Source organism: Herminiimonas fonticola, from assembly GCF_003293745.1.
Classification (GTDB): Bacteria; Pseudomonadota; Gammaproteobacteria; order Burkholderiales; family Burkholderiaceae_D; genus Oxalicibacterium; species Oxalicibacterium fonticola.
Genome location: NZ_PTLZ01000002.1, coordinates 1 through 21,579 on the forward strand (window position 1 = coordinate 1; position 21,579 = coordinate 21,579).

Consider the following 21,579-nt stretch of genomic DNA (forward strand, 5'->3'; position numbering starts at 1 on the left):
GATATATTCATGATTAAACACCCTGTAGTAGCTATAGGGTAAAGAGATATAGTAAAGGAGTTGTCATGTCTGGTTCAGCGTTGAAGATTGGCGAGTTGGCGAAGATGACGGGCTCGCAAGTAGAGACAGTTCGTTATTACGAACGTGAAGGCTTGCTTCCTGCGCCTCACAGGTCGGAAGGCAATTACCGTCTTTACGATTTAGCCCACGTCGAGCATCTACAGTTTGTATTGCGGTGCAGGTCGCTTGATATGACGCTTAACGAGATACGAGAATTGCTTAAGTTTAGGGATGCGCCAGAAAAAAACTGTGGTGCAGTCAATGAGCTGCTGGACCACCACATCGGACATGTGACCACTCGTATTGCGGAATTGCAGTCGTTAGAAAATCAGTTAAAGAAACTGCGGAAGTTGTGCGAAAAATCACAAATGGCGAGGGACTGTCAGATTCTGCAAGGCTTGTCCAAGCCTCAGAGTGCAAAGACGAAGAAGCTTGCTTCCCACGGACGTGGGTGCTGCTAATAAGAGTGATGAAGATCCGATTTCGGTCGAACCAATGATTGCTCATCAAGATTAAATTATTCCGCATTTGATTTGTTACGGCCGTAACATTACAATAGATACCATGATGTCTAAAACTTGGTTGTTGTTAACTTATAAAGTCCCACCGGAACCGGCGAAGAAGCGGATCGCTTTGTGGCGCAGACTTAAAGGGTTGGGGGCGATCTATTTGCAGAGCGGCGTCTGTCTCTTGCCAAATAACGACGAGCACATCAGACGTTTGAAGATGATCGAGAATGAAATTGCCGAGATGGATGGTGAATCTGTTCTTCTCGAAAGTGTCGCCCTTGATCAAGCGCAAGAGGACAAAGTGGTGGCTCGTTTCAAAAAAGACAGAGACGAGGATTACGTAGAGTTTCTCGACAAGTGCCAAGCCTTTGAAGGCGAAATTATCAAGGAAACTGCGGCAAACCATTTCACTTATGCCGAGTTAGAAGAAAACGATTTAGATCTTAAGAAGTTACAAACATGGCTGGAAAAAATTCGGAAATTGGATTTCTATGATGCTGCGCTCGCAATTGAGTCGCAAAATCGATTGCTAGCCTGCGAAGCATTACTTGATGTGTATGCACAGAAGGTCTTCGAATCACAAGATGAAAATCGGTAGCAATTTGCAATGCCCTACCGATTTACCTCCAAAATGACATTATCAGGAATTTTGCAATGAGCATGCTTGAATCAATCAGGGTGTGGGCGAAAAAAATAAAACGAGATGCAGTGATGCTGTGGTTTGCTCAACGTCATCCAGATACACCACTGATGGCGAAACTTATATGCATTTTCACCGTGGCATACGCTCTCAGCCCAATTGATTTAATTCCAGACTTTGTCCCAGTACTTGGCTACGTTGACGACGCCATATTGTTGCCAGCGCTGATCTGGTCAGCGGTCCGGCTGCTTCCAGATCACGTCGTTTTGCACTGTCGTTCGCAGGCGGAAGAATGGATGATCAAAGAAAAAAGCAAGCCTACGAGTTATGCAGGTGGAGTAGCCATCGCCATCCTTTGGGCTGCGACTCTGTATCTGTCTTGGTGGTGGTTTTTTGGCAGATAAATCTATCGCTAAAAAATCACTGTCTATTTGAGCGACGAGCGTCAGATCAGCAAAGAAATAAATCTAATAGCTACACTGATTTCACATTTAGGGACCTAACTCTCAATGGTTGTAAAGCTTCAATTGCAACTGGGCGCATATTTAGAGATGCGAGCGATGGTTAAATTACATGCTCATAGTCAATTTATTAAATATTATTTTTGATTTGGACGGTATGCATGGCGGTTCGCCTGGGCATCATAGAGCGCATGATGTTCTGGCAAACCGGAATGTTTAAAAAAATCATAAAGCATCAACTCAACAATTTCCCTATTCACCAGCTTATAGTGACACCAAGGCGGAACACGATGATCCAATACTTGGCAAAATAAATCCCAGTCGGTTTCATAATCAACACAGATAAAGACATCTTCTTTATTGCGACGAACGATCTCAAGCCATTTGATAATCTCAAGGTGAAGATTGCCGACATTAAAGTATGAGTTCGGTATTTGTCGCAACAGCGGTACTACCACTTCACGTACAAATGCAGAGCAGGCGTTATCTGGATATGGTGTCTCTGCGTAAAAATCCTCACCGTACTCCGATGCCATTCCCAGACTGATTAGTTTTGGTTCTCGAAAATCCGTAAATTCAGTATCTAAAAAAACATTCATGCAGCCTCTCAAATTACAATATTAAGGGAGTAATAATGCCGCACACTTCCATTAGAGAGAAGCAGAGAAGTTATATTTGGGAAGAGTGGACAAATGAAATACAGAAATCATAAGCAACGACTATACGCAAGACTCTTGGGAAAAACGAATAGAGGACGGACCGAAGAGCAAGCATGGCTTGATATCATGCCTGTAGGTCGCGAGTTCGGTAGTAAGGACTACGAGCTATTAGGTCTTTTAGATATTCAAACTAATAATCGGTAAATAAAGACTAACCGACCTCAGTGTTTAAAACGCTTGCGTGTGGCAGCTTTGAAATGCGAATGCATGGCGACTTTGCGATGCGGATGAGTGGACATTAATTCGAATACTCAGATTTCATTGATACATCGCACGCTTGATGTATCAGTCAAGGCGGGCAATTTATGATTTACCACCAAAACCTTTTTAGATTTCCTCCGTTCTAATACACATGACAAAAATTTCCTTTAGCGTGCTACTCGCAGCCATATTTATCATCATAGCGGGATGTGGCAAAGAACCAGAGGCGGCACACCGATTTAGCACAGTCGATTTCGAAGGCTATAAACTGCCTGGCCGGATTGAACAGGCAAAAGCGATGGGATTTCAGAGTTGCGAATCTAGCTATGACAACTTTAAATGTCGCCGCGCCGGAGCAGAACTACTTGGAGTAAAGGCTCTAAATGCATCCTTGCTGCTTGAATATAAAGATTATTTTCTGGATGACAGTAGTTATAAAACGGCCTTGGCACCAGATCAAAGAGCCCCGGAGAAACTGACCTATGGAAGCATCTCATTTGTCTTTCCAGAAACGAATTACGATGCGCGCTGCATTGAGAAAAAGCGGACTGCGTCATGGGATAAACCGATCGAATGCCGCAAAGGAGATACCGGAACTGACTTCTTAAAGCACAAACTATCCACAACAGGCTGGTTTGAGAGCAACTGGAAAATGCACCGCTATTATTTTAAAGAAGATCAATTGGTTGGGATTCATATTGACCGAGATGGAAAAACTGTCACCATCAAACAGATTTCTCAGAAAGAGCGGGACTCAGAAATACAGTCTATTAAACAAAAAAACAGCGATGTACAGGCGAGACAAGCCGCACAAGATGATGTTCTAAAGAAGTTAAAGGACTGACCGATACGCTATGAATGCCAATAGAGATGCGCATTTATAGGGTATCGAAAAGAGTGCCAGTCCATTTTATAGAAGCCTATTTGACAAAAGAATTTTGGCGCGATATTCTTTTATTGGGCCGTCTGAGCCCAACCTGCCGCCGGGTTAAAACAGACGCAGTATCCTCATCAAGATGACCTTCAATTCGGGTCGGTATGTAATCGGCGGACACCGGCCAATATTGATTGAGGGCTCATACCATGGCAAGTATTCCATTATCTATGTCCGTTGTAGACGGATTAAAAAACCGTATTCGTCTTATCTATGACGAGCGCAAATCTTCTCATCTGTCCGAAGCACTTGCTGCCGCACTTGGCTTTAATACCAACGCTGCTCTTAGAGCGGAACTGGAAAATCAGGGTAGCGATCCGCTTTATCGCCTCTTGGATGAGGTTAGGTTCGATACCCGCATGCAGGAGCTTGGGTATCCTCCTGACCCTGAGTTTATGTTCGAAGATGCGCAAATCCCAGAAATGCTTTTGACAACATGCCCGCGAGCGCATGAGATTGAGTACGAATCTGTGCGTAAGAAAGCATGGCGGAACCTGATTGTTTGTGCTGTCAATGAAGGACTTAGGCTGAAGATTTTTTCACTACGTCCAGGCGACAATCGTTGGCCGGGCTACGATCCTCGGGGAAGCAACGTCTATTTGTTCGACTTTATTCTGCCCTGTAATTTACCGGCGCGTGTTGCTGTCCATGATGCCGGTTACGATGAGCTTTCCATACATGTAGCGGTCAACCCGAAAGGAGATTGGGTTAAGGCATCTGATGCAGGCTTTAGCGCAGGCGACGTGTTTGGTACTACATGGCTAGAACGGAGAAACGGTGCTTGGATTCAGTCTTCTGAATCATCTTTCAGTTGCCGTCGTCATCTGCTTAGCAAACTTAGCAATATGCAGGTAGCTCCCGCCGGTTATGGTGATCGAGGTTGGGTCATCATGTAGCAGAGCATCTTAATCAAGAAAAAGAAGAGAAAAAGCCTCCATTTCCCATGGAGGCTTTTACATATCGATTCTCTGCGAAGTCATGATTGAGCTATAGGTGAATACTGAGTGACCTCAGTGTTTAAGACGCTTGGGTGTGGCAATTTTGGAATGCGAATAAGTGGCAGGTTTGGAATGCGAATGTATGGCAACTTTGCAATGCGGCTAGGTGGCAACATTAATGCGGATACTCACTAATGTTTGGGAAACTCATTATTTGGTCGTAATATCCATTATGGAATATACATACGCTCGTCTCTATGATCCGATTGGGGAAGACTACGCATGTGATATGAAGACAGTGCAACATGAGGCTCGTTACTTGGCATCATTTGTTGAGTATCTACAATCAAGGAAAATATTTGAGACAGCCGATATTGGTCATCACGATATTCAGGATTACGTGAAGTGGCTAATACGTCGTAGAGGCCAGGCACTTAAGAAGAAAATCAAAACTGAAGCTGCGGATCTCGACTGGGTTGATGTTCGAATTCGCGCACTTCAGTCCTATCACAGCTATAACAAGCGCGTATCTCAGCAGTTGCCGATAAGGCCATTGCATGGACATTCAATATTTAAGTACTTAGGGAAAAGGCGCCGAAGAACTGAAGAGAATAGAACTCCTTTAATTCCTAAAGAGGTCTGGGATCCCTTTTTATGCGCTGCTCTTGATTATGTAGAATATTTTGCGGATGATATTCTTAGCGGCCAGAGTGCCATAGAAGATATCAGGGCGAATGTATTGCCTCTTGCAAGGATGGCTAAGAACTTTTCTTCAAACAACTTCACAGCGAGAAAAATAAAGCCGAGACTCAACGCGATAACGGAATTTTCTATTAACCCGAACTCAGGTATTGCCTGGCGTGAACGGTGGGTAAATGTTGATGACTTAAGAGTTGAATTATTTACCCTTTACCAAGCTTGTCTCGTAGTGGTTTCCTGTTTGTCGGGGATTCGTGAATCTGAGTTGGCGCTGATTCAGGTTGACGGATTTCAAGAGCAAACAGATGTAGACGGTGTGTCAAAGCGTTACACAGTGATTTCCCGGATGATCAAGGGGAATATCGACCGACAACTTATTTGGGAAGTAAATAGACCGGTCTATCAGGCGTGCCATGTCATAAAAAAAATGACTAGTTACGCTCGTTCACATCGTGCATGTAATGAGTTATTTATCCGAAGCTGGTATCGCGGGGCTGGCGAACAATTTCAGACTGACCTGCGAAAGGACTGCTTAGGACGCTCGACCAAAGGGTCAATTCTTCCTCTAGGTCCAGACGCTATGTCACTCGCGTTAAAAAATTTCGGAGCTCGGCTTGACGTAGCGATACAAGGTACGTATCGGCTTCCACTCGTCGACGGGGAAAAGTGGAATTTTACGATGCGGCAGCCCCGTCGGACGCTTGCGAGCCGAATCGCGCGCGAACCCTTCGGGTTGATTGCGGGAATGCTTCACTACAAGCATGTCAAACTGACGACTTTTCTGGGTTACGCTGGTAAAGATCCGTCTTGGATTCAAGATTTAGCTATGGAGGAATTTTCTGCAAACGAGGAGTTTCTTGGCCAGATTTGGGAGGATATTCAAGACGGTGCTCTCGCTGGTGCAAGGGGGCATGAATTGATTCACGAATTTAAGGGCATGGCCGGTGACATAAAAAAGAATAGTCTTCAATATTTCATTGAGAATAATCGCCGCAACCTTCACGTTGGTCTTCTAAATTATTGCCTCTTTCAGCGAGACCGTGCGTTATGCCTAACAAATAAGAAATCCGATCTTCCAGAGAAACCAGTTATTAACGCTTGTTACCCTGAGCGGTGTGCAAACAGTTGTATATCCAAAAATCACATACCAATTTGGCAGGCTCAACTCAATGACGCCCAGGCGATGCTTAATCATAAAAATGTCTCGATCCCGCAAAAAATCGCTCTTACAGATGACATAGCGAAGTCGCTTCACATTTTGAATCAATTAAACGGTACTTGTTAAGAATGTCAGATTCAATGAAAGAAATAGCAGCGACTGAAACACAATTGTTTGCAGCGTTAAACAGGATCGCTCTCGGAATTTCAGAAAAAACGAATGGCCGTATGACTCAAGAAAATATTGCACTTGAAGCGGGCCTTTCGAGAGCAACTTTTAACCGGTATCCGAACGTTATTCTTGAATATAAAAAGAAAAAGAAAAAAGAAAATTTCGTAGCTGATATTGAAAAATCACAAACTGTCGAGGATAAGCATCGAGATGTAGTGGCAGATAATATAAGATTGAAAAATGCTGCAATCGAAAATAAAGAGGAATATGACAAAAATATTCGTGCAGCAAGACAGGAAATATTCATTTTGAATCAGGCACTCGAAATGCGCGATAAAACATTGGCAGAAAAGGATCGCGAAATTGCGGAGCTTAATAAAAAAACCGTTGGGCTAAAATTGGTTCCTTGATTGTCGTGGAGAGAAATACATATAAAGCTTTGAACGATTCCGTTTTGTTTGCGTAGAAACATCATGAGCTTTACGACGCGCAGGAAAATCGACATGTATTCCATCCGCTTCTAAAAATAGCAATCAGCCTAATACGCTTTAATGAGTGAGTATTCGCACTAAATTAGTCACTCATGCTAAGGAGTTTGCGTGGCAATCGCATTGAAATTATCAGACGAATTAATTGATCTGACCAAGCCATATGCCGTTGCCGAGCATCGCTCAGTTCCGAAGCAGATCGAATATTGGGCGCGTCTCGGAAAGACTGCTGAGGATAACCCTGAGCTGCCAATTCAGTTCATAAAAAATACTTTACTTGCTATTGCCGAGATAGATGCTAAACAATTTACTGAGTATTCACCGGTGAACAATGCACGATGACGCACTGATTAGGCGAACAGATGCCTATTTCGGGCTACAAATAGGCGGGTCTTCGATGGGAATGCTCAATGAGGATGGCGGTGATGAATATCCGGAAAATGTGAATGACTATGAACTAGTGGTTTATGTTGATGTGGATGAACGTGCGGTTCCTTTCCATCCCATGGAAAATCATGCTCGTGCTGATGATGCTCATCGTGACGATGAGCATGCGAATGGAATATCGGCGAATGGGTGTGTTCGTGTGCATGAACTTCCGTCACATGTAACCAGATTCCAGCTCCCATCAAAGCAGCGGCAATCCAGAAGACGGTATTCGGTGTTTCACCTAATATCAACAACGAGACGACGGCACCCACAAAAGGAGCGGCAGAAAAATACGCACCGGTTCGCGCAGTGCCAAGATGCCGGAGTGACAGAACAAACATGACGAGACTTAGCCCATAACCGCAGAATCCCACGATGCCTGCGCTGAAGACGACCCGAACTTCCGGTACTGAATAGCTCAGCGCTAACGCAATAGATAAATTCACAGAGCCTGCGACCAAACCTTTAATGCCTGCGATTTGAACAGCATCACTCGCTGATACCTTGCGGGTTAAATTATTGTCGATCGCCCAGCACAAACATGCCGCAATAATCGCAAGTGCTCCCCAAGGCACGCCTAGTTCCAAGCGTTGCCCCCATGACAGCAAGGCACCCGCTATCACGATCAGAATCATGCCGATGAAAATACGGCGATCAAAGTTTTCCTTAAAGACAAACCATGCCAGCATTGCCGTCAACACGCCTTCCATATTCAGCAACAACGATGCTGACGATGCAGGTGTAACTGCCAATCCAATCATTAGGAGTACCGGCCCGGCGACGCCTCCTGTCAATATTGCCCCGCTCAACCATGGTAGGTCACTAGCGGTTAAGCGATCACCTGAGACCGGTTTATCTCTAGAGATGAAGTAGCGCACGCCATACCATGCAAGCAGGCCCAGACCGCTACCTAGATACAGCAGTCCTGCAAGCATAACGGGTTCCATCTGCCCGACCAGCATTTTAGAGAAAGGCGTACTGGCACCAAACAATGCGGCGGCAAGTAAGGCATAAACAACTCCTTTGTGCACTTTACTTTCTCCTTAATCTTGCGGTATTTCTATTTCATGGTGGGGGGCCATTGATGCGTTTCTAACTGGCAGTTCTGACACCATGAATAGAGCGCTTCGTACATCACCATGCCATGTTTGAGCATCTCATGGTCATCGGTAAAGTTTTGCGACAGTCCCAATGACAAGGCATACAAGCCGGCTGATTGCGGCGTGAGCCCGAGTCTTGATGTATCTGCACCCCGTACGATTTCGGCCAGTTGCTGTAATGCAGAATCCGTCAGTTTGTACTTTTTCAGGATAGCATCGAAACTGCAAAGCTCTCCGTCATGCGTCAACTCGACGCCTGGCACATCATAAGGAATCGCGCCGGTTTCTTTGGCAATACGCAGCACATCTTTTGCTGGGACATAAAGAAACTCTGCGCTTGGGTCGACGAATCGCATTATCAACCAAGGGCATGCAATACGATCAATCTTTGGACGTTCACGCGTGATCCATTTCATGTGATTCTCCTCACGAAGCCGATGTGCTCCAACGCTTCTCTACTCGGCTCCAGTCAATGTTTTTCATAAAGGCATCCACGTATCCTGCCGCTTTTGCACCGAAATCAATGTGATATGCATGTTCGTACATGTCTAGTGCCAGCACTGGCATTCCGCCAGCAAGGGTGTGGCAATGATCTGATGCCCATTGATTGCAGAGTTTGCCATCACGCGGTGACTTCACCAGCAAGACCCAACCAGAACCGCCACCCAAGGCTTTTCCCATAGCGACAAACTCTGATTGCCAACGTTCTACACTACCGAAGTCGCGCTCTATGGCATTACGCAATGAACCATTGGGTAGCAGGCCATCGCCTCCCAGTGAATCAAAATAGATTTCATGCAACAACATAGAGTTATAGGCAATCAACTCCTCGCGTTTTAATCCGTTGAGAAGAAATCCGGGTGCCTGATCAAAGTCAACGGTACCCAACTGCTGCTGAATCGCATTCAAACGTTTGACTGCACCGCCATAATTATTTGCATGATGACTTTGTATAAGTGTTGCAGACAATCCTGTGAGCGTTGCTGCATCGAGCGGTAGTGGAAGTAATTCATAAGACATTTTTATTCTCCAGAATATTGACTAGATAAACATAGCGAAATACACAGTAAAAACTGTTTTCAACAGGAAACCAATCACAGCACTGGCCGCGATAACGTGGATGACATTGCGTTTGTAGCGAACCAATGCAATTGCGGCAGCAATCGCCATGAGTGCAGAGATCCAGTCGAAAGAGCCTGAGAAACCTTGCGGCCATAAGACGTGATAGGCAAAGAACACGGCCAGGTTAAGAATGACACCAACTACGGCCGCCGTAATTCCACTCAATGGAGCAGTAAACTTCAAATTTCCGTGGGTAGATTCGACTAAAGGGCCGCCAGCTAGAATAAAAATAAACGACGGGAGGAAGGTGAACCAGGTCACAAGCACTGCTGCAGTAGCCCCGGCAAGAAACTGTAGATCCGGTCCGAACACAGCCTGTACATAAGCGCCGACAAAGCCTACGAACGCCACCACCATGATGAGTGGGCCAGGATTGGCCTCACCCAAGGCCAGGCCATCGATCATCTGGGTTGGCGTCAGCCAGTTGTAATGCCCGATCGCTCCCTGATAGATATATGGCAAGACGGCGTATGCACCGCCAAATGTCACTAAAGCGGCCTTGGTAAAGAACCATCCCATTTGCGTCAAGATGTGGTCCCAACCGAAGCGCAGGGTCAAAACTGCCATAGGCAAGCACCACAGTACAGCTCCTACAGCAAGAATTTTTGTCAATCCCAACCAACGAAATTGCGCGTGCGCAGGTGGCGGTGTTTCATCGTCTATCAATGCTGGGCCATACGATTTCTTTGATTCTCCATGACCACCGCCTACCGTAAATTTGTGCGGGATATAGCGACCACCGAGATAACCAAGTAACGCAGCTGTTGCAACGATGACCGGGAAAGGGACATTCATCGCAAAAATGGCAACAAAGGATGCTGCGGCAATCGCCCACATCAAATTGTTTTTCAATGCACGAGAACCAATACGATGAACCGCATGGACGACCACTGCCGTAATCGCCGGCTTGATACCGTAAAACAAACCGGCGATCAGAGGCACATGGCCGTACGCGATGTATAGCCAGGACAAAGCAATCAGAAAAAACAATGAAGGTAGTACGAACAACACGCCAGCTGCGATACCGCCTTTGGTACGGTGCATCAGCCAGCCCATATAGGTCGCGAGTTGCTGACCTTCCGGCCCCGGCAGCAGCATGCAATAGTTCAATGCATGCAGAAAACGCCGCTCGCTGATCCAGCGTCGCTGTTCAACGAGTTCTCTGTGCAACAGAGATATTTGCGCGGCAGGACCGCCGAAGCCGATGAAGCCTAATTTGAACCACAACTTCAGAGCCTGCCAGAAAGGTACTTGATCCGGTCGAGTTTGATCATCAGCATTCGGAGTCGTAGTTGGAGTGATGATACTCATGCTGAAATGTCCTGTTCAAAATTGGTTATCAGGGCATCAAAGATGCCTGACGCTATCATTAAAAGTTGATCATCATCGGCAACGGTTGAGCGTATGCCTGCCAATACCCGTTCGATACCACTTGCTTCCGGCGGCTGTATGCCACCGGCATCAATAAAATGGACAATGGCACCGAGCCGTGAAAGTGCGGGAGAGTCCAAACCAAAGCTGGTTAGCAAGGTCTCGAACGTGACCTTGGCCCCCACATGAGAGAACGTCGCACCGTCAAAATCGAAGCCCAATGCATCAGCCGGGCAATCGGCTGGCGACGCCAGCCACAAGATGCGCGCATCAGAATCAATAAAGCGGCGAATCAGCCATGCACTTGCCAAACGATCCATCCATGGCCGAGCACGTGTCGCCCAAGTGCGGCCGCGATAGTCGACAAGTGATAACCGTGGAATCTCTCCTGTAATGGAATGAGGCTCATCCGGCGACAAGGTTCGAATTGCAGCCGTCTCCAACTCCAGTAATGCCGCAGCCGTTTGTTTTTGCGACTCACTGGAAAAAAAGTCGATAGAGACCAATTGGTCAAAGGTTTTGCGTAATTTGCGTGCCTGCTTGAGTATTTCATTCGCAGTCTCGTCGTTGAGCTTGGCGCGATGCTGAGCAATGTCACCTGATAACTCTGCGAACTCTGTCGAACGGTCAAACAAAGTAACGAACGCTTCGTTATCTGTGCTCGTCTGCAGTAAATGCGTCGTGCCGCCGTTCTTGTCGATATCGTCTGCGATTTCCGATAACTTTTCTTTGTTGCCTTCTTGTTCAGGCAATAAATAAACGCCGTCGCGCAAAACTGCAGCACCGGACGATTTGAGCGCTCGCCATGCCCTCATACGCGCCGTGGCGTTTTCAGTCGGCAGGGTCAGAATAAGTAGAATCCATTTCATATTAAGTAGCTTTCTCTACATTTATGTATTTAACTCTACCATAAAATATTCTGAATACAAGGAGATCTACGTTTTTATGCATATCTGAGAGATGAGGCCAGTTGCACAGCCGAGTACGTTGATGGAGCAAAGAAGACGATTTCTAGAAATCAACGACAGGTAGAAAGCTAGCAATCAATAACTCTCATTTAGGTTTGATTGGAAAATTAGTTGCTATAATCGGCGCACTGTTTGGTTTGTGAGAACTTTGTGCGCCGCTTCTTTTGCATTTTCCTGTTGATGCTTTTACCTTTGCACAGTTTTGCTATGCAAAGTGGCTGGTTATCGACTTCAAATGCTTATGACCTCTCTCATGAACTGGTCCATCAAGAAGGCATTAGTCATCATCATGGCGACGATGGGTTAATCCATTACGATGATTCAAGCGAATCTGCTCAGCACTTTTCAGATCACGCAGCATCCGGTCAGAGCGCAACTTTGCCTGCAAGCGTCACAACTTTGAACCCGATGATCGCGTTCATAGTTCTTGTGTCAGAACGCAGCTATTTCCACATACCAAATCCTCATCTCGAACGTCCACAGCGACCGCCTTCATCCCTCGGTTAATCTGCCGAGGGTATTGCCTTTCTAATATTTATTAAGCTCCATACGGAAGTGTTCCGTTTGGCATGCGCATACCTTCGGTTCGCCTTTTTGGATACCGAATGGAGATCGCATGTTTGCCAGTTCTATATTTTTTCGCTTAACTCTTTTAGCGGTATTGGCGCTCACAGCGCCGATGGCGCTATCTGAATCCAATACACCACTCTCGATGGCCGTTGATGCCGCTTGGCAAAGATCGCCCTTGGCTCGCACGCTTGAAGCCCGACGCGGCGAGTCTGTTGCAGGTCAAGAATCAGCGCAATCTTGGATTGCCGGTTCACCATCAGTTGGCTTGTCTCAACGCAATGACCGCGGGAGCAATCAAACGGGTTTCCGGGAATCAGAGGTTTCTGTGTCTGCCCCGATTTGGTTGCCAGGGCAAAAATCAGCGCGAGAGTCCTTGGCCAATGTCAGCGCGGATGAATTAGAAGCGCAAATAGCGCATATGCGCCTAGTAATTGCCGGCGAAGTACGTGAACAGCTATGGGCGGTTGCTGCCGCACGGGAGGAACTGGCAGAAGCACAAGATCATCAGCGGCACCTTACCGCACTCGCAAGTGATGTGATGCGTCGTGTAAAAGCGGGTGACCTTGCGCGCACTGATGGCTTACTCGCGCAACAGGAAGTTCTTGCGGCAAAAAGTGCTATCACTGCTGCACAGACTCGACTACAGGTCGCGATGGCGCGCTACGCCACGCTAACCGGCCAGCAAAATATCCCGTCCCCGGAACTTGAACCTATTGCGACATCAATGCAGCAGCCGCATCCACGAATGCTGTTTGCACATAAATCTATACAGCGTTCCCAGGCGTCTCTCCATGCAGTGAACTCGACGCGTAGCGATCCCCCTACTGTTGGCTTACTGATGCGACGTGAACAAGACGGTTTAGTGAGTGGTTCCAGCCAAAGTATAGGGATTGCTGTGCAGATTCCCTTCGGAACAAATGCACGCAACCGCCCGTTAGAGTCTGCAGCTCTCACAAAAATCGAGACCGCAAAAGCAGAAGCAGCGCAAACCGAAAGCATGCTCCAGAGCGATATCGAACTGGCACGCCAACAATTAACGGCCTCCAAGGAAGGATTAGCCGCCGCTTCAGAACGTGCTGCACTGACACGTGAACATACTGAACTGATTGCCAAATCATTTCGTATGGGCGAGCGGGGATTGAGCGATCTCTTACGGTCTCACGCACTCAGCCATGAAGCTGATGTGAGTGAAAGACAGCAAAAAGTCTCAGTGGGACTAGCCCATGCCCGTTTAAATCAAGCACTAGGAATACTCCCGTGAATCTATTCAAATTTGTCGTTCTTTATTTTTTGCTGACAGCGTCAGCTATTGCCGCACCAGGTGCGCATGGCCCAGATGGTGAGCACCTGGACGGAGCTGGTGGACACGTGCATCGCGACGCGGGGCCTCGTGTTGAAACCTTTACCGAGTCATTTGAACTGGTTGGCCGCCTACAAGCAGACGAACTCTCGATCTTGATCGACCGCTACGAAACAAACGAACCGGTACTCAATGCCAAGCTGGAAGTTGATTTGAATGGCTTGAAAGCGCTTGCCAAGTTTCATGCCGATCACGGCGACTATGCGGTCGATGAAGAACACATGCTGAAAGCGCTAGCCAAACCGGGGAAGCACGCACTTATCTTCACGCTAACAGCTGGAAACGAAAGCGATTTGCTGGAGGGAACGCTGATCGTGTCCGATGAGGTAAAAACAGAAGACCACTCGCATTTTCCATGGGGATGGAGTGTTGTCGCCCTGTTTGTAGTGGCCGTACTGCTATTCGCGATCATCAGATTCCGCCGCCGCAAAAAATCGACAGGAAATAATCATGCATAACAAACTGGCTTATCTCGTCATTCCAGCATTCGTACTTGGATTGCTCTCACCAATAGCTAGCGGTGCACCAGGTGCGCATGGGCCAGATGGTGAGCATCTGGACGGTGCGGTGTCAGGTAGTGGTAGCGGATTGGCACGCTTACCTGATGGCAGCGTCAATGTCCCTAAACAAGCTCAACGAAGTATGACCATCCGAACGGTAATGGCATTAGAGAATGACCATCCACTTACCGTTGAATTGAATGGTCGGGTAGCGATAGATCCCAATGCAGGCGGTCGCGTACAAGCGCCATTTTCGGGACGCATCGAAGCCGGGCCAAAAGGTTTGCCCGTTGCCGGACAGCGCGTTGAGAAAGGACAGATTCTTCTTCGTATAAAACCAGTCGCCAGTGCAATCGATCGAGGCAATCAAGAAGCGCAATTAGCTGACCTACGCGCCAATCGCGTTTTGGCTGAGCAACGGGTTCAACGTCTCGAATCGCTGGAAGGGAGTGTTTCTCAAAAAGACATTGAAGCTTCTCGTGCAGAGTTGAGTAGCCTGAAAGGCCGCGAACGTGCCGTATCTGCAAGTGTTGTTGGTAGCGAGGCGATTACAGCCCCTGCTTCCGGCATCGTGGCGACTGCAAATGTCCTCAGTGGACAAATTGTAGAAGCACGCGATGTCCTGTTCGAAATTATTGACCCCGATCGCATGATCATCGAAGCAACCACCACTGATGTTGCACTTGCAAACCGGATTGACCAAGCAAGCCTAGTATCCCATCCGACAATCGATTTGATTATGTTGGGTGGCGGGCGCAGCTTGCGGGATGGTGCATTGCCGATCAATTTCCAAGCGCAGGGAAAAGGTATGGCGCTCGCTATTGGGCAACCTGTGACTGTCATAGCCAAGCTGACCGAAAAGGTAAAGGGAATCGCACTACCGGCAGAAGCACTTGTCCGTAATCCGGAAAACCAGCCCATTGTCTGGATCAAATCAGGTGCTGAACGGTTCATTGCTCAAAAGGTTGAAGCACGCGCATTGGACGCAAACACAATTGTTGTGGTGAAAGGACTTGCTCCTGAAAACCGTGTTGTTGTGTCAGGCACAGCGTTGATTAATCAAATCCGATAGGGGCGAACTCATGTTTAACTGGATTGTTCGTTTCAGTCTGACCAACCGCATATTTGTTTTGGTGGCGGCATTGCTCTTGATGGTCTATGGCTCGTTAATGGCATTGCGTACACCGATTGATGTATTCCCGGATTTGAATAAGCCTTTGGTGACCATTTTGACAGAGGCAGGGGGCATGGCTCCTGAAGAAGTCGAGCAGCTAGTATCGTTTCCCGTAGAGACATCGTTAAACGGAATGCCTGGTGTAACCAGAGTGCGTTCGGTTGCTGGTGTCGGTTTGTCGATTGTGTACGCCGAGTTTGATTGGGGTACAGATATTTATCGGAACCGACAATTAGTTTCGGAACGACTTGCCTTGGTGAAGGAGCAACTACCCGATGGCATTACGCCAATCATGGGGCCAGTCTCATCCATTATGGGCGAAGTGATGTTGATAGCATTACCTATCGATGTTGCTACAACCGATCCAATGCGCGCCCGGGAATATGCCGACTTTGTATTGCGACCGAGGTTGCTATCTATTCCGGGGGTATCGCAGGTCATACCTATTGGTGGTGACGTAAGGCAGTTGCGGGTTGAGCCGGATACAGCACGCATGGCGCAGTTCAATGTGACGCTTGAACAGATCGAAATCGCATTACGTGGCTTTGCTGCGAATACAAGCGGTGGTTTCATTGACCTCAATAGCCGTGAGTATCTAATTCGAAATTTGGGGCGTACCAACCGTCTGGAGGACGTAAAAGGATTGGCAGTTACATACCGCAATGGCACACCTGTTTTAATGGATCAGGTGGCCACCGTTCGCTTTGCTGCCGCATTTAAACGAGGCGACGCAGGACTCAATGGCAAGCCAGCAGTCATCGTCAGCGTACAGAAACAGCCCGCTGCGGATACTGTCAAATTAACGCGTGATATTGAAACCGCATTAAGTGAACTCAAACAAGGACTCCCTGCGGGTCTTTCTGCGCCGGAAGTGTTGTTCCGACAGGCCGATTTTATTGAAGCATCTATCAATAACGTAGTAGAAGCATTACGTGACGGTGCAATCCTAGTTGCCATTATCTTGTTTGCGTTTCTACTCAATATCAGGACTACTGCAATATCACTTATTGCTATTCCTTTGTCGCTTGCAGTGACTGCAGTCGCATTTCATCTATTAGGACAATCGATCAATGTCATGACACTGGGTGGACTCGCTATTGCGATTGGCGAACTAGTCGATGACGCCGTGGTGGACGTTGAAAATATCTTGCGACGTCTCAAGCAGCGAAGTGTTGGGGACAAATCGGTATCGGTATTGGAAGTAATCTGGCGTGCATCGGTCGAGGTGCGCTCTGGCATCGTGTATGCAACCGTTATCGTTGTTCTTGTATTCGTGCCACTTTTCGCATTACCCGGAATTGAAGGTCGTTTGTTCGCGCCACTTGGAATTGCTTACATCGTGTCGATTTTGGCATCGATGCTGGTTTCCATGACGATTACTCCCGTGTTGGCTTATTACCTGCTGCCTCAAATGAAGCAACTCGCACACGGTGATAGTCCAGTGGTTAGTCGCCTGAAGGCCTGGGATAAACGAGTGCTTGAGTGGTCGTTTCCAAGAGCGAAAATGATTCTTGTCGTGGCCGCATTGGTCGTCGTTACCGCAGGGTCTACGATCGCATTCTTTCCGCGTGCTTTCTTGCCGCCATTTAACGAAGGCTCATTGGTGATGGGTATGACATTCACTCCTGGCACTTCGTTGGCAGAAGCCAATCGGATGGGCGCAATGGCAGAAACACTCATTCGACAGGTTCCAGAAGTATCCAAGGTTGGACGACGCACTGGCCGTGCCGAGCTCGATGAACATGCCGAAGGTGTTCATTCGTCAGAAATCGACGTCGATTTGAAGCGTTCGGAACGCGGTCGGAAAGAAATAATGGCGGACATACGCGCACAGCTTTCGACTATCCCGGCTTCAGTGGCAATCGGCCAGCCGATTTCTCATCGACTCGACCATCTGCTCTCTGGGGTGCGCGCGCAAATCGCGTTGAAGATTTACGGTGAAGATACCGATACCTTACGTGGATTAGCGGAAGGATTGCGTTCACGCTTGGTAACCGTACCAGGACTGGTGGATCTCTCGGTCGAGCGGCAAGTTCTTATTCCGCAAATCAAGATACACGTAGATTATCGTAAGGCCGCTCAATATGGATTGGCACCCGGCCAATTGTTGACTACGTTGGAAACGCTCTCTGAAGGAAAGCGTATTGCACAAGTTGTGGATGGGGTGCGTAGATTCGATGTGACGATACGTCTGCCAGATGACGGACGCTCACCACAAGATTTGGCACGTGTGATGATCGACACACCGGCAGGAAAAATACCTTTGTCTTCTATTGCAACGGTTGAAGAAGGTGATGGCCCCAATCAGATAGGCAGGGAAAATGGCAGAAGACGCATCGTCGTCTACGCCAATACAGATGGCTCCGACATGTCACGCATCATCGGCGATGTTCGTGCTGCGATTGCCGCTACACCAATGCCAAGTGCTTACTTCGTGAGTGTCGAAGGACAATTCCAAGCACAAGAAAAAGCAATGAAGCTTATCGTCGGCTTGTCCCTATTGTCGCTGGCAATGATTTTCCTCGTGCTCTACTCGCGTTATAAATCGAGTGTTCTGGCATTCGTCATTATGGGCAACATCCCATTTGCGTTGATTGGTAGCGTCATTGCAATGTGGATTGCAGGCGTATCGCTGTCAGTGGCCTCTATGGTTGGCTTCATTACTTTGGCAGGTATTGCGACGCGTAACGGCATCCTCAAAGTCAGTCACTACATCAATCTCTGCAAGCTCGAAGGCGAAGAGTTCGGTCTGCCTATGATTGTGCGTGGGTCGTTAGAAAGGCTGACGCCCGTACTGATGACAGCATTGGTGGCTGCGTTTGCGCTAACGCCACTGCTATTGGCAGCAGATGCGCCAGGCAAAGAGATTTTGCATCCGGTTGCTGTCGTTATCTTTGGTGGTTTGATTAGCTCGACGATTCTCGATTCGCTTCTTACGCCAGTGATATTTTGGTTAGTCGGACGCAAACCGCTTGAACGGCTTGTTGCCGGGAAACAGGAAGATGCGTATTAAAAAGGTTTATGTGGCGGCACCTATTCAAGACACGCCACACTCTTGGAGAAAATGATGAGGAAAATTTTAGCTCTGGCAACTATGGCAATCGCCCTTACCGCAACTGGCCATGTACTCGCACACGGTGCGAAAGCAAACCATGGGGGAATTGTGCAAAGTGCAAATGATTTGAATTTTGAATTAGTTGCGAAAGATGGAAAGGCCACGATTTACGTTGAAGACCATGATGAGGCGTTTTCAACTACAGGAGCAACAGGAAAACTCACCATTCTTAATGGCGCAGAAAAAACGGAAGTATCACTTGAAGCTGCAGGAAAAAATTTGCTCGTAGCTAAAGGTGAGGTCAAATTATCTAAAGGTGCAAAGGTAGTTGCAGCAATTAATTTTGCAGATAAAAGCTCAGTTAACGTTAGGTTTGCGATTAAATAACTTTAAACTTCTACCTTTTTTCTTGGGAGCATGGTCCTGCAGCCTTGACTCCCGAGGCTAGTCTTTAGGAATCGCCATTTGCCTCTGTTGCTCTTGAATAGAATTGGGAATTCCGTTGTACTTGCAATATGAGTACACGGATTCCACCTGCTTTAAAATGGCTGATAGACAAACGAGTCAGGCTTGGCGATGAAATTCAAAGACTCAACAGGAAGTTCAGATGTCCGGTTTCGTGTGCCCCAACTCGATGGCCTTTTTCCGTTGAGCTGAATTCAATGCTGGCCATATGAACGGAATTTGGCTTTTAGGCATTTCTCGCAGATCTCGCTGGTATTTATCCTTCTGCAGGTTGATTTTAAAGAAAGTCGGGCTGTGGTCAATAGCATGTTTCTGAAGCCTCCACAGAACAACGAAGGAGTACTTGGGGGTTAAGTACTTATTCTTCCTGTAATACGCAAGTGCGTTGGTCAGAATTACATTGTTCTCGGTCGCTGCTAGTCGCTCCAAGGCGCGGACACAGGACTCCAGCCGCATCTGTTGCATTAAGCGATCAAGCTTCTTCTTGGCATCAGCTGGATTTAACTTTCGACCTTCTTCGAAGACGGAAAGTCCGAATTTCAAGATGCATTTCGAGCCGACCATCATTTGGTTTTTTGTCAGATGGTTTTTGATCTCGAAGTGATAGCGAAGTGCCTCCTGCTCACATAACTCGCACGTTTCAATCGGCTCCTCGTGGTCGATTGTCCTGTCCGTGAAGGACCATTCCTCAAATGCCTCCGGAAGAGTCTTACCAACCGAAAGAGGAAGAATGCTATCTCTTACCCGTTGCGGGTATGCAGTCATAGTGCCTCCTTAATGTCTAAAAATTGACTATCCCTTTTTCGCATAGTGGGAATATCCTCGTTCAAACATTTCGATATCGTTGAGGTAGAGCATAACTAATACTTGCCCACTAACAGAGGGCATTGAACTTTCTAACAGCTCGAAATCGTCAGCGTCATCGTTTTCAAACCAAGCGTCGGCTGATTGCTTTCCACTCTTATTTCCCTCGACACGATCATTGAGGATGTCGTAAGCAAAACTGTCCTCATCGAGAAGGCGCTTCAGACGCCATTTGCTTGGGACATGGGATGCCCTACTGAACCATTTAAGACCGTTATGCCCATAGCAAGCGACGATAACCGGTAGGATATCGAGCGCTGCGAGTCGGATCGACATGGCCTGCAGGCTGACATCGAAGTCATTAGCGACACGCTGTAGATCCTGTAGCGTTGGTTTGGAAAGCGATTTGATAATGGGTCGAAGAATGTTCGTCGGCATGAGCAGATGCGATGCAAATTCGTCCGCCTCTTTTTCGAGAGCTACCTCGGAACTGTAATTCTGGACGATGTCGTCGACCCGACATCGGAACGATCGACCTCGGTGGAGCAGCCAGTGGCCAATCTCATGTGCAACAGAAAATCGTTCTCGTCCTCGGCTGGTTGCTCTTCTGATCGTCGCAATGGCCTTGGTGTCGTAGCCCACCAAGGTGGCTTCGCACCCATTCAATGCTTCGTAACGAACTTCTACCCCTTGGTCAAAAGCAATAGCCTCTACGTCAAGGTCGGCTGCCGAAGTAATGCATAATTCATCAACAAGCTGTTCGGCACGATGGCCCGGGCGTATGAACGACATTGCTCACTCGCTATCGGATCGAAGCTTCTGCAGTTGTTGGTAAATACGCACAACATCTTCATCGGACATTTCATCCAGCTTTCTAGCAGCCAAGGTATAACGCGGATCGTTCATGGCCGATTGCACAAACGCCCGCGCCGTTTGAATATCGATCACATCAGTCTTCGTTTCATGAGCCGCAGTTTTCAAGGCGAGACCAGTCTTGGCAGCTGCAAGTCTGCGCCGTCCAATCTCGGCCCGCGCGGCAGAAAGCAGAGACAACTTCTCCTTTCGAAGCGCATCAATATCTTCACCATCCAGCAGCTCAGCAGCCGACATATTCAGTAGTTCTTGCTGCTGGCTTTCGAGCAGAGCTGACCATTCGTCCTTCTTTTCGGACTGGCTCACTTTTCATTCTCCTTCATGTCTTTCAAGCGCCTGTTGAGGCGTTTGCGTGCGGCTTCATATTGTTTCATATCCCATCCTAGAGAATCCGCAGCCTCTTGCCCTGTCATCTCCATGCCCCATGCAACCGCCAAATCTTGCAAGTCTGGCTCGTTGGCAAGTGAGTTCATGAGCTGATTGAAAAGCTCCTGGCCGCTGATAATCCGTTCTGGCGTGACTTCAGCACGTGGGATAACGAAAACGCCAGTAGCAGCGGCTTCATCGGCATCGTCACTAACAATTTCCGATACATCTACGAAATGATTGATGGCTCCCGTCGTTTCCCGCTCCCGCAAGTTGGATGCTTCGCTATGCATCGCGTTCATCAACACGACTGCGGGAGGCAGATCCCTCGGGAAGATCCTATCCTGCCCGAGCAGGGCGGTGAAAGTCTCCTGGATCAGATCTTCGGCAGACATGTTCACCAACCCTCGGACGTATGTCCGAGCTTTGTATCGAATCCGCTG

General features: G+C 47.7%; 23 protein-coding genes. 13 read left to right on the forward strand and 10 right to left on the reverse strand.

Annotated elements, in window-relative coordinates:
- The first annotated feature begins 65 nt into the window (after positions 1-65).
- The 3 genes from cadR (at position 66) to Hfont_RS07380 (ending at position 1,613) form a co-directional block, all read left to right on the forward strand.
- Positions 66-521: a Cd(II)/Pb(II)-responsive transcriptional regulator gene (cadR, locus tag Hfont_RS07370; RefSeq protein ID WP_112991766.1), complete on the forward strand. Its 456-nt coding sequence runs from the start codon at positions 66-68 to the stop codon at positions 519-521.
- Positions 522-624: 103 nt separating this feature from the next.
- Positions 625-1,167: a Chromate resistance protein ChrB gene (locus Hfont_RS07375; protein ID WP_112991767.1), complete on the forward strand. Its 543-nt coding sequence runs from the start codon at positions 625-627 to the stop codon at positions 1,165-1,167.
- Between the two features lie 56 nt (positions 1,168-1,223).
- Positions 1,224-1,613 carry a YkvA family protein gene (locus Hfont_RS07380; RefSeq protein ID WP_112991768.1) on the forward strand — a complete coding sequence of 130 codons (390 nt, stop codon included), beginning with the start codon at positions 1,224-1,226 and terminating at the stop codon, positions 1,611-1,613.
- A 194-nt stretch (positions 1,614-1,807) separates the two neighbouring features.
- Here the strand turns inward: Hfont_RS07380 and Hfont_RS07385 are convergent, their stop codons facing one another.
- Entirely contained in the window at positions 1,808-2,269 is a 462-nt protein-coding gene (locus Hfont_RS07385; RefSeq protein ID WP_112991769.1) for a 3'-5' exoribonuclease, read from the reverse strand.
- 472 nt (positions 2,270-2,741) lie between these two features.
- Here Hfont_RS07385 and Hfont_RS07390 point away from each other — a divergent pair, with 472 nt between their 5' ends.
- The 5 genes from Hfont_RS07390 to Hfont_RS07410 all read left to right on the forward strand — a co-directional run bounded on the left by Hfont_RS07390 (position 2,742) and on the right by Hfont_RS07410 (position 7,321).
- A complete protein-coding gene (locus tag Hfont_RS07390; protein ID WP_112991770.1) occupies positions 2,742-3,434 on the forward strand; it encodes a hypothetical protein in 693 nt (230 codons plus the stop codon).
- A 239-nt stretch (positions 3,435-3,673) separates the two neighbouring features.
- Positions 3,674-4,420, forward strand: coding sequence for a hypothetical protein (locus tag Hfont_RS07395; protein ID WP_112991771.1), 747 nt, complete (start codon positions 3,674-3,676; stop codon positions 4,418-4,420).
- A gap of 208 nt (positions 4,421-4,628) precedes the next feature.
- Positions 4,629-6,446: a hypothetical protein gene (locus Hfont_RS07400; RefSeq protein ID WP_133467284.1), complete on the forward strand. Its 1,818-nt coding sequence runs from the start codon at positions 4,629-4,631 to the stop codon at positions 6,444-6,446.
- A gap of 14 nt (positions 6,447-6,460) precedes the next feature.
- Complete coding sequence (locus tag Hfont_RS07405) at positions 6,461-6,901, forward strand: hypothetical protein (protein ID WP_112991773.1); 441 nt, start codon at positions 6,461-6,463, stop codon at positions 6,899-6,901.
- A gap of 189 nt (positions 6,902-7,090) precedes the next feature.
- On the forward strand, positions 7,091-7,321 hold the full coding sequence (locus tag Hfont_RS07410; RefSeq protein ID WP_112991774.1) for a TA system antitoxin ParD family protein: 231 nt from the start codon (positions 7,091-7,093) through the stop codon (positions 7,319-7,321).
- Positions 7,322-7,386: 65 nt separating this feature from the next.
- Here the strand turns inward: Hfont_RS07410 and Hfont_RS07415 are convergent, their stop codons facing one another.
- The 5 genes from Hfont_RS07415 to Hfont_RS07435 are packed head-to-tail and all read right to left on the reverse strand — an operon-like array spanning position 7,387 to position 11,870.
- Complete coding sequence (locus Hfont_RS07415; protein WP_112991775.1) at positions 7,387-8,439, reverse strand: DMT family transporter; 1,053 nt, start codon at positions 8,437-8,439, stop codon at positions 7,387-7,389.
- A gap of 29 nt (positions 8,440-8,468) precedes the next feature.
- Positions 8,469-8,924 (reverse strand): chromate resistance protein ChrB domain-containing protein, encoded by a 456-nt coding sequence (locus tag Hfont_RS07420; RefSeq protein WP_112991776.1) that lies wholly within the window; start codon positions 8,922-8,924, stop codon positions 8,469-8,471.
- Positions 8,925-8,934: 10 nt separating this feature from the next.
- On the reverse strand, positions 8,935-9,528 hold the full coding sequence (locus Hfont_RS07425) for a superoxide dismutase (RefSeq protein ID WP_112991777.1): 594 nt from the start codon (positions 9,526-9,528) through the stop codon (positions 8,935-8,937).
- A gap of 21 nt (positions 9,529-9,549) precedes the next feature.
- Entirely contained in the window at positions 9,550-10,941 is a 1,392-nt protein-coding gene (gene chrA, locus Hfont_RS07430) for a chromate efflux transporter (RefSeq protein WP_112991778.1), read from the reverse strand.
- Positions 10,938-11,870, reverse strand: coding sequence for a chromate resistance protein ChrB domain-containing protein (locus Hfont_RS07435; protein WP_112991779.1), 933 nt, complete (start codon positions 11,868-11,870; stop codon positions 10,938-10,940). The genes chrA and Hfont_RS07435 overlap by 4 nt, the downstream gene beginning before the upstream one ends.
- Positions 11,871-12,585: 715 nt before the next feature.
- Between Hfont_RS07435 and Hfont_RS07440 the strand changes: the two genes are divergently transcribed.
- Genes Hfont_RS07440 through Hfont_RS07460 form a run of 5 tightly spaced genes read left to right on the forward strand, consistent with a single transcriptional unit; the run spans position 12,586 to position 19,015 of the window.
- Complete coding sequence (locus Hfont_RS07440) at positions 12,586-13,800, forward strand: TolC family protein (RefSeq protein ID WP_112991780.1); 1,215 nt, start codon at positions 12,586-12,588, stop codon at positions 13,798-13,800.
- Positions 13,797-14,357, forward strand: a complete 561-nt coding sequence (locus tag Hfont_RS07445; RefSeq protein ID WP_241523043.1) for a hypothetical protein — start codon at positions 13,797-13,799, stop codon at positions 14,355-14,357. The genes Hfont_RS07440 and Hfont_RS07445 overlap by 4 nt, the downstream gene beginning before the upstream one ends.
- Entirely contained in the window at positions 14,350-15,471 is a 1,122-nt protein-coding gene (locus Hfont_RS07450) for an efflux RND transporter periplasmic adaptor subunit (RefSeq protein ID WP_112991781.1), read from the forward strand. The genes Hfont_RS07445 and Hfont_RS07450 overlap by 8 nt, the downstream gene beginning before the upstream one ends.
- A gap of 10 nt (positions 15,472-15,481) precedes the next feature.
- Positions 15,482-18,586, forward strand: a complete 3,105-nt coding sequence (locus Hfont_RS07455; RefSeq protein WP_112991782.1) for an efflux RND transporter permease subunit — start codon at positions 15,482-15,484, stop codon at positions 18,584-18,586.
- A gap of 51 nt (positions 18,587-18,637) precedes the next feature.
- On the forward strand, positions 18,638-19,015 hold the full coding sequence (locus Hfont_RS07460; protein WP_338322774.1) for a hypothetical protein: 378 nt from the start codon (positions 18,638-18,640) through the stop codon (positions 19,013-19,015).
- A 216-nt stretch (positions 19,016-19,231) separates the two neighbouring features.
- Here Hfont_RS07460 and Hfont_RS07465 read toward each other — a convergent pair whose 3' ends face one another.
- From Hfont_RS07465 to Hfont_RS07480, 4 genes are read right to left on the reverse strand one after another with little or no spacing between them, the layout of a single operon-like run.
- Positions 19,232-19,858 carry a hypothetical protein gene (locus Hfont_RS07465; RefSeq protein WP_112991784.1) on the reverse strand — a complete coding sequence of 209 codons (627 nt, stop codon included), beginning with the start codon at positions 19,856-19,858 and terminating at the stop codon, positions 19,232-19,234.
- A 27-nt stretch (positions 19,859-19,885) separates the two neighbouring features.
- Positions 19,886-20,689: an ImmA/IrrE family metallo-endopeptidase gene (locus tag Hfont_RS07470; RefSeq protein ID WP_241523044.1), complete on the reverse strand. Its 804-nt coding sequence runs from the start codon at positions 20,687-20,689 to the stop codon at positions 19,886-19,888.
- Between the two features lie 3 nt (positions 20,690-20,692).
- Complete coding sequence (locus Hfont_RS07475) at positions 20,693-21,076, reverse strand: hypothetical protein (protein ID WP_112991785.1); 384 nt, start codon at positions 21,074-21,076, stop codon at positions 20,693-20,695.
- Entirely contained in the window at positions 21,073-21,531 is a 459-nt protein-coding gene (locus Hfont_RS07480; protein WP_133467285.1) for a hypothetical protein, read from the reverse strand. Before Hfont_RS07480 ends, Hfont_RS07475 begins: the two co-directional genes overlap by 4 nt.
- Positions 21,532-21,579: the final 48 nt, after the last annotated feature.

Coding starts and splice junctions, on each gene's coding strand:
- cadR (WP_112991766.1), top strand. CDS start 66: ATGTCTGGTTCAGCGTTGAAGATTGGCGAGTTGGCGAAGATGACGGGC.
- Hfont_RS07375 (WP_112991767.1), top strand. CDS start 625: ATGATGTCTAAAACTTGGTTGTTGTTAACTTATAAAGTCCCACCGGAA.
- Hfont_RS07380 (WP_112991768.1), top strand. CDS start 1,224: ATGAGCATGCTTGAATCAATCAGGGTGTGGGCGAAAAAAATAAAACGA.
- Hfont_RS07385 (WP_112991769.1), bottom strand. CDS start 2,269: ATGAATGTTTTTTTAGATACTGAATTTACGGATTTTCGAGAACCAAAA.
- Hfont_RS07390 (WP_112991770.1), top strand. CDS start 2,742: ATGACAAAAATTTCCTTTAGCGTGCTACTCGCAGCCATATTTATCATC.
- Hfont_RS07395 (WP_112991771.1), top strand. CDS start 3,674: ATGGCAAGTATTCCATTATCTATGTCCGTTGTAGACGGATTAAAAAAC.
- Hfont_RS07405 (WP_112991773.1), top strand. CDS start 6,461: ATGAAAGAAATAGCAGCGACTGAAACACAATTGTTTGCAGCGTTAAAC.
- Hfont_RS07420 (WP_112991776.1), bottom strand. CDS start 8,924: ATGAAATGGATCACGCGTGAACGTCCAAAGATTGATCGTATTGCATGC.
- Hfont_RS07425 (WP_112991777.1), bottom strand. CDS start 9,528: ATGTCTTATGAATTACTTCCACTACCGCTCGATGCAGCAACGCTCACA.
- chrA (WP_112991778.1), bottom strand. CDS start 10,941: ATGAGTATCATCACTCCAACTACGACTCCGAATGCTGATGATCAAACT.
- Hfont_RS07435 (WP_112991779.1), bottom strand. CDS start 11,870: ATGAAATGGATTCTACTTATTCTGACCCTGCCGACTGAAAACGCCACG.
- Hfont_RS07440 (WP_112991780.1), top strand. CDS start 12,586: ATGTTTGCCAGTTCTATATTTTTTCGCTTAACTCTTTTAGCGGTATTG.
- Hfont_RS07450 (WP_112991781.1), top strand. CDS start 14,350: ATGCATAACAAACTGGCTTATCTCGTCATTCCAGCATTCGTACTTGGA.
- Hfont_RS07455 (WP_112991782.1), top strand. CDS start 15,482: ATGTTTAACTGGATTGTTCGTTTCAGTCTGACCAACCGCATATTTGTT.
- Hfont_RS07460 (WP_338322774.1), top strand. CDS start 18,638: ATGATGAGGAAAATTTTAGCTCTGGCAACTATGGCAATCGCCCTTACC.
- Hfont_RS07465 (WP_112991784.1), bottom strand. CDS start 19,858: ATGACTGCATACCCGCAACGGGTAAGAGATAGCATTCTTCCTCTTTCG.
- Hfont_RS07470 (WP_241523044.1), bottom strand. CDS start 20,689: ATGTCGTTCATACGCCCGGGCCATCGTGCCGAACAGCTTGTTGATGAA.
- Hfont_RS07480 (WP_133467285.1), bottom strand. CDS start 21,531: ATGTCTGCCGAAGATCTGATCCAGGAGACTTTCACCGCCCTGCTCGGG.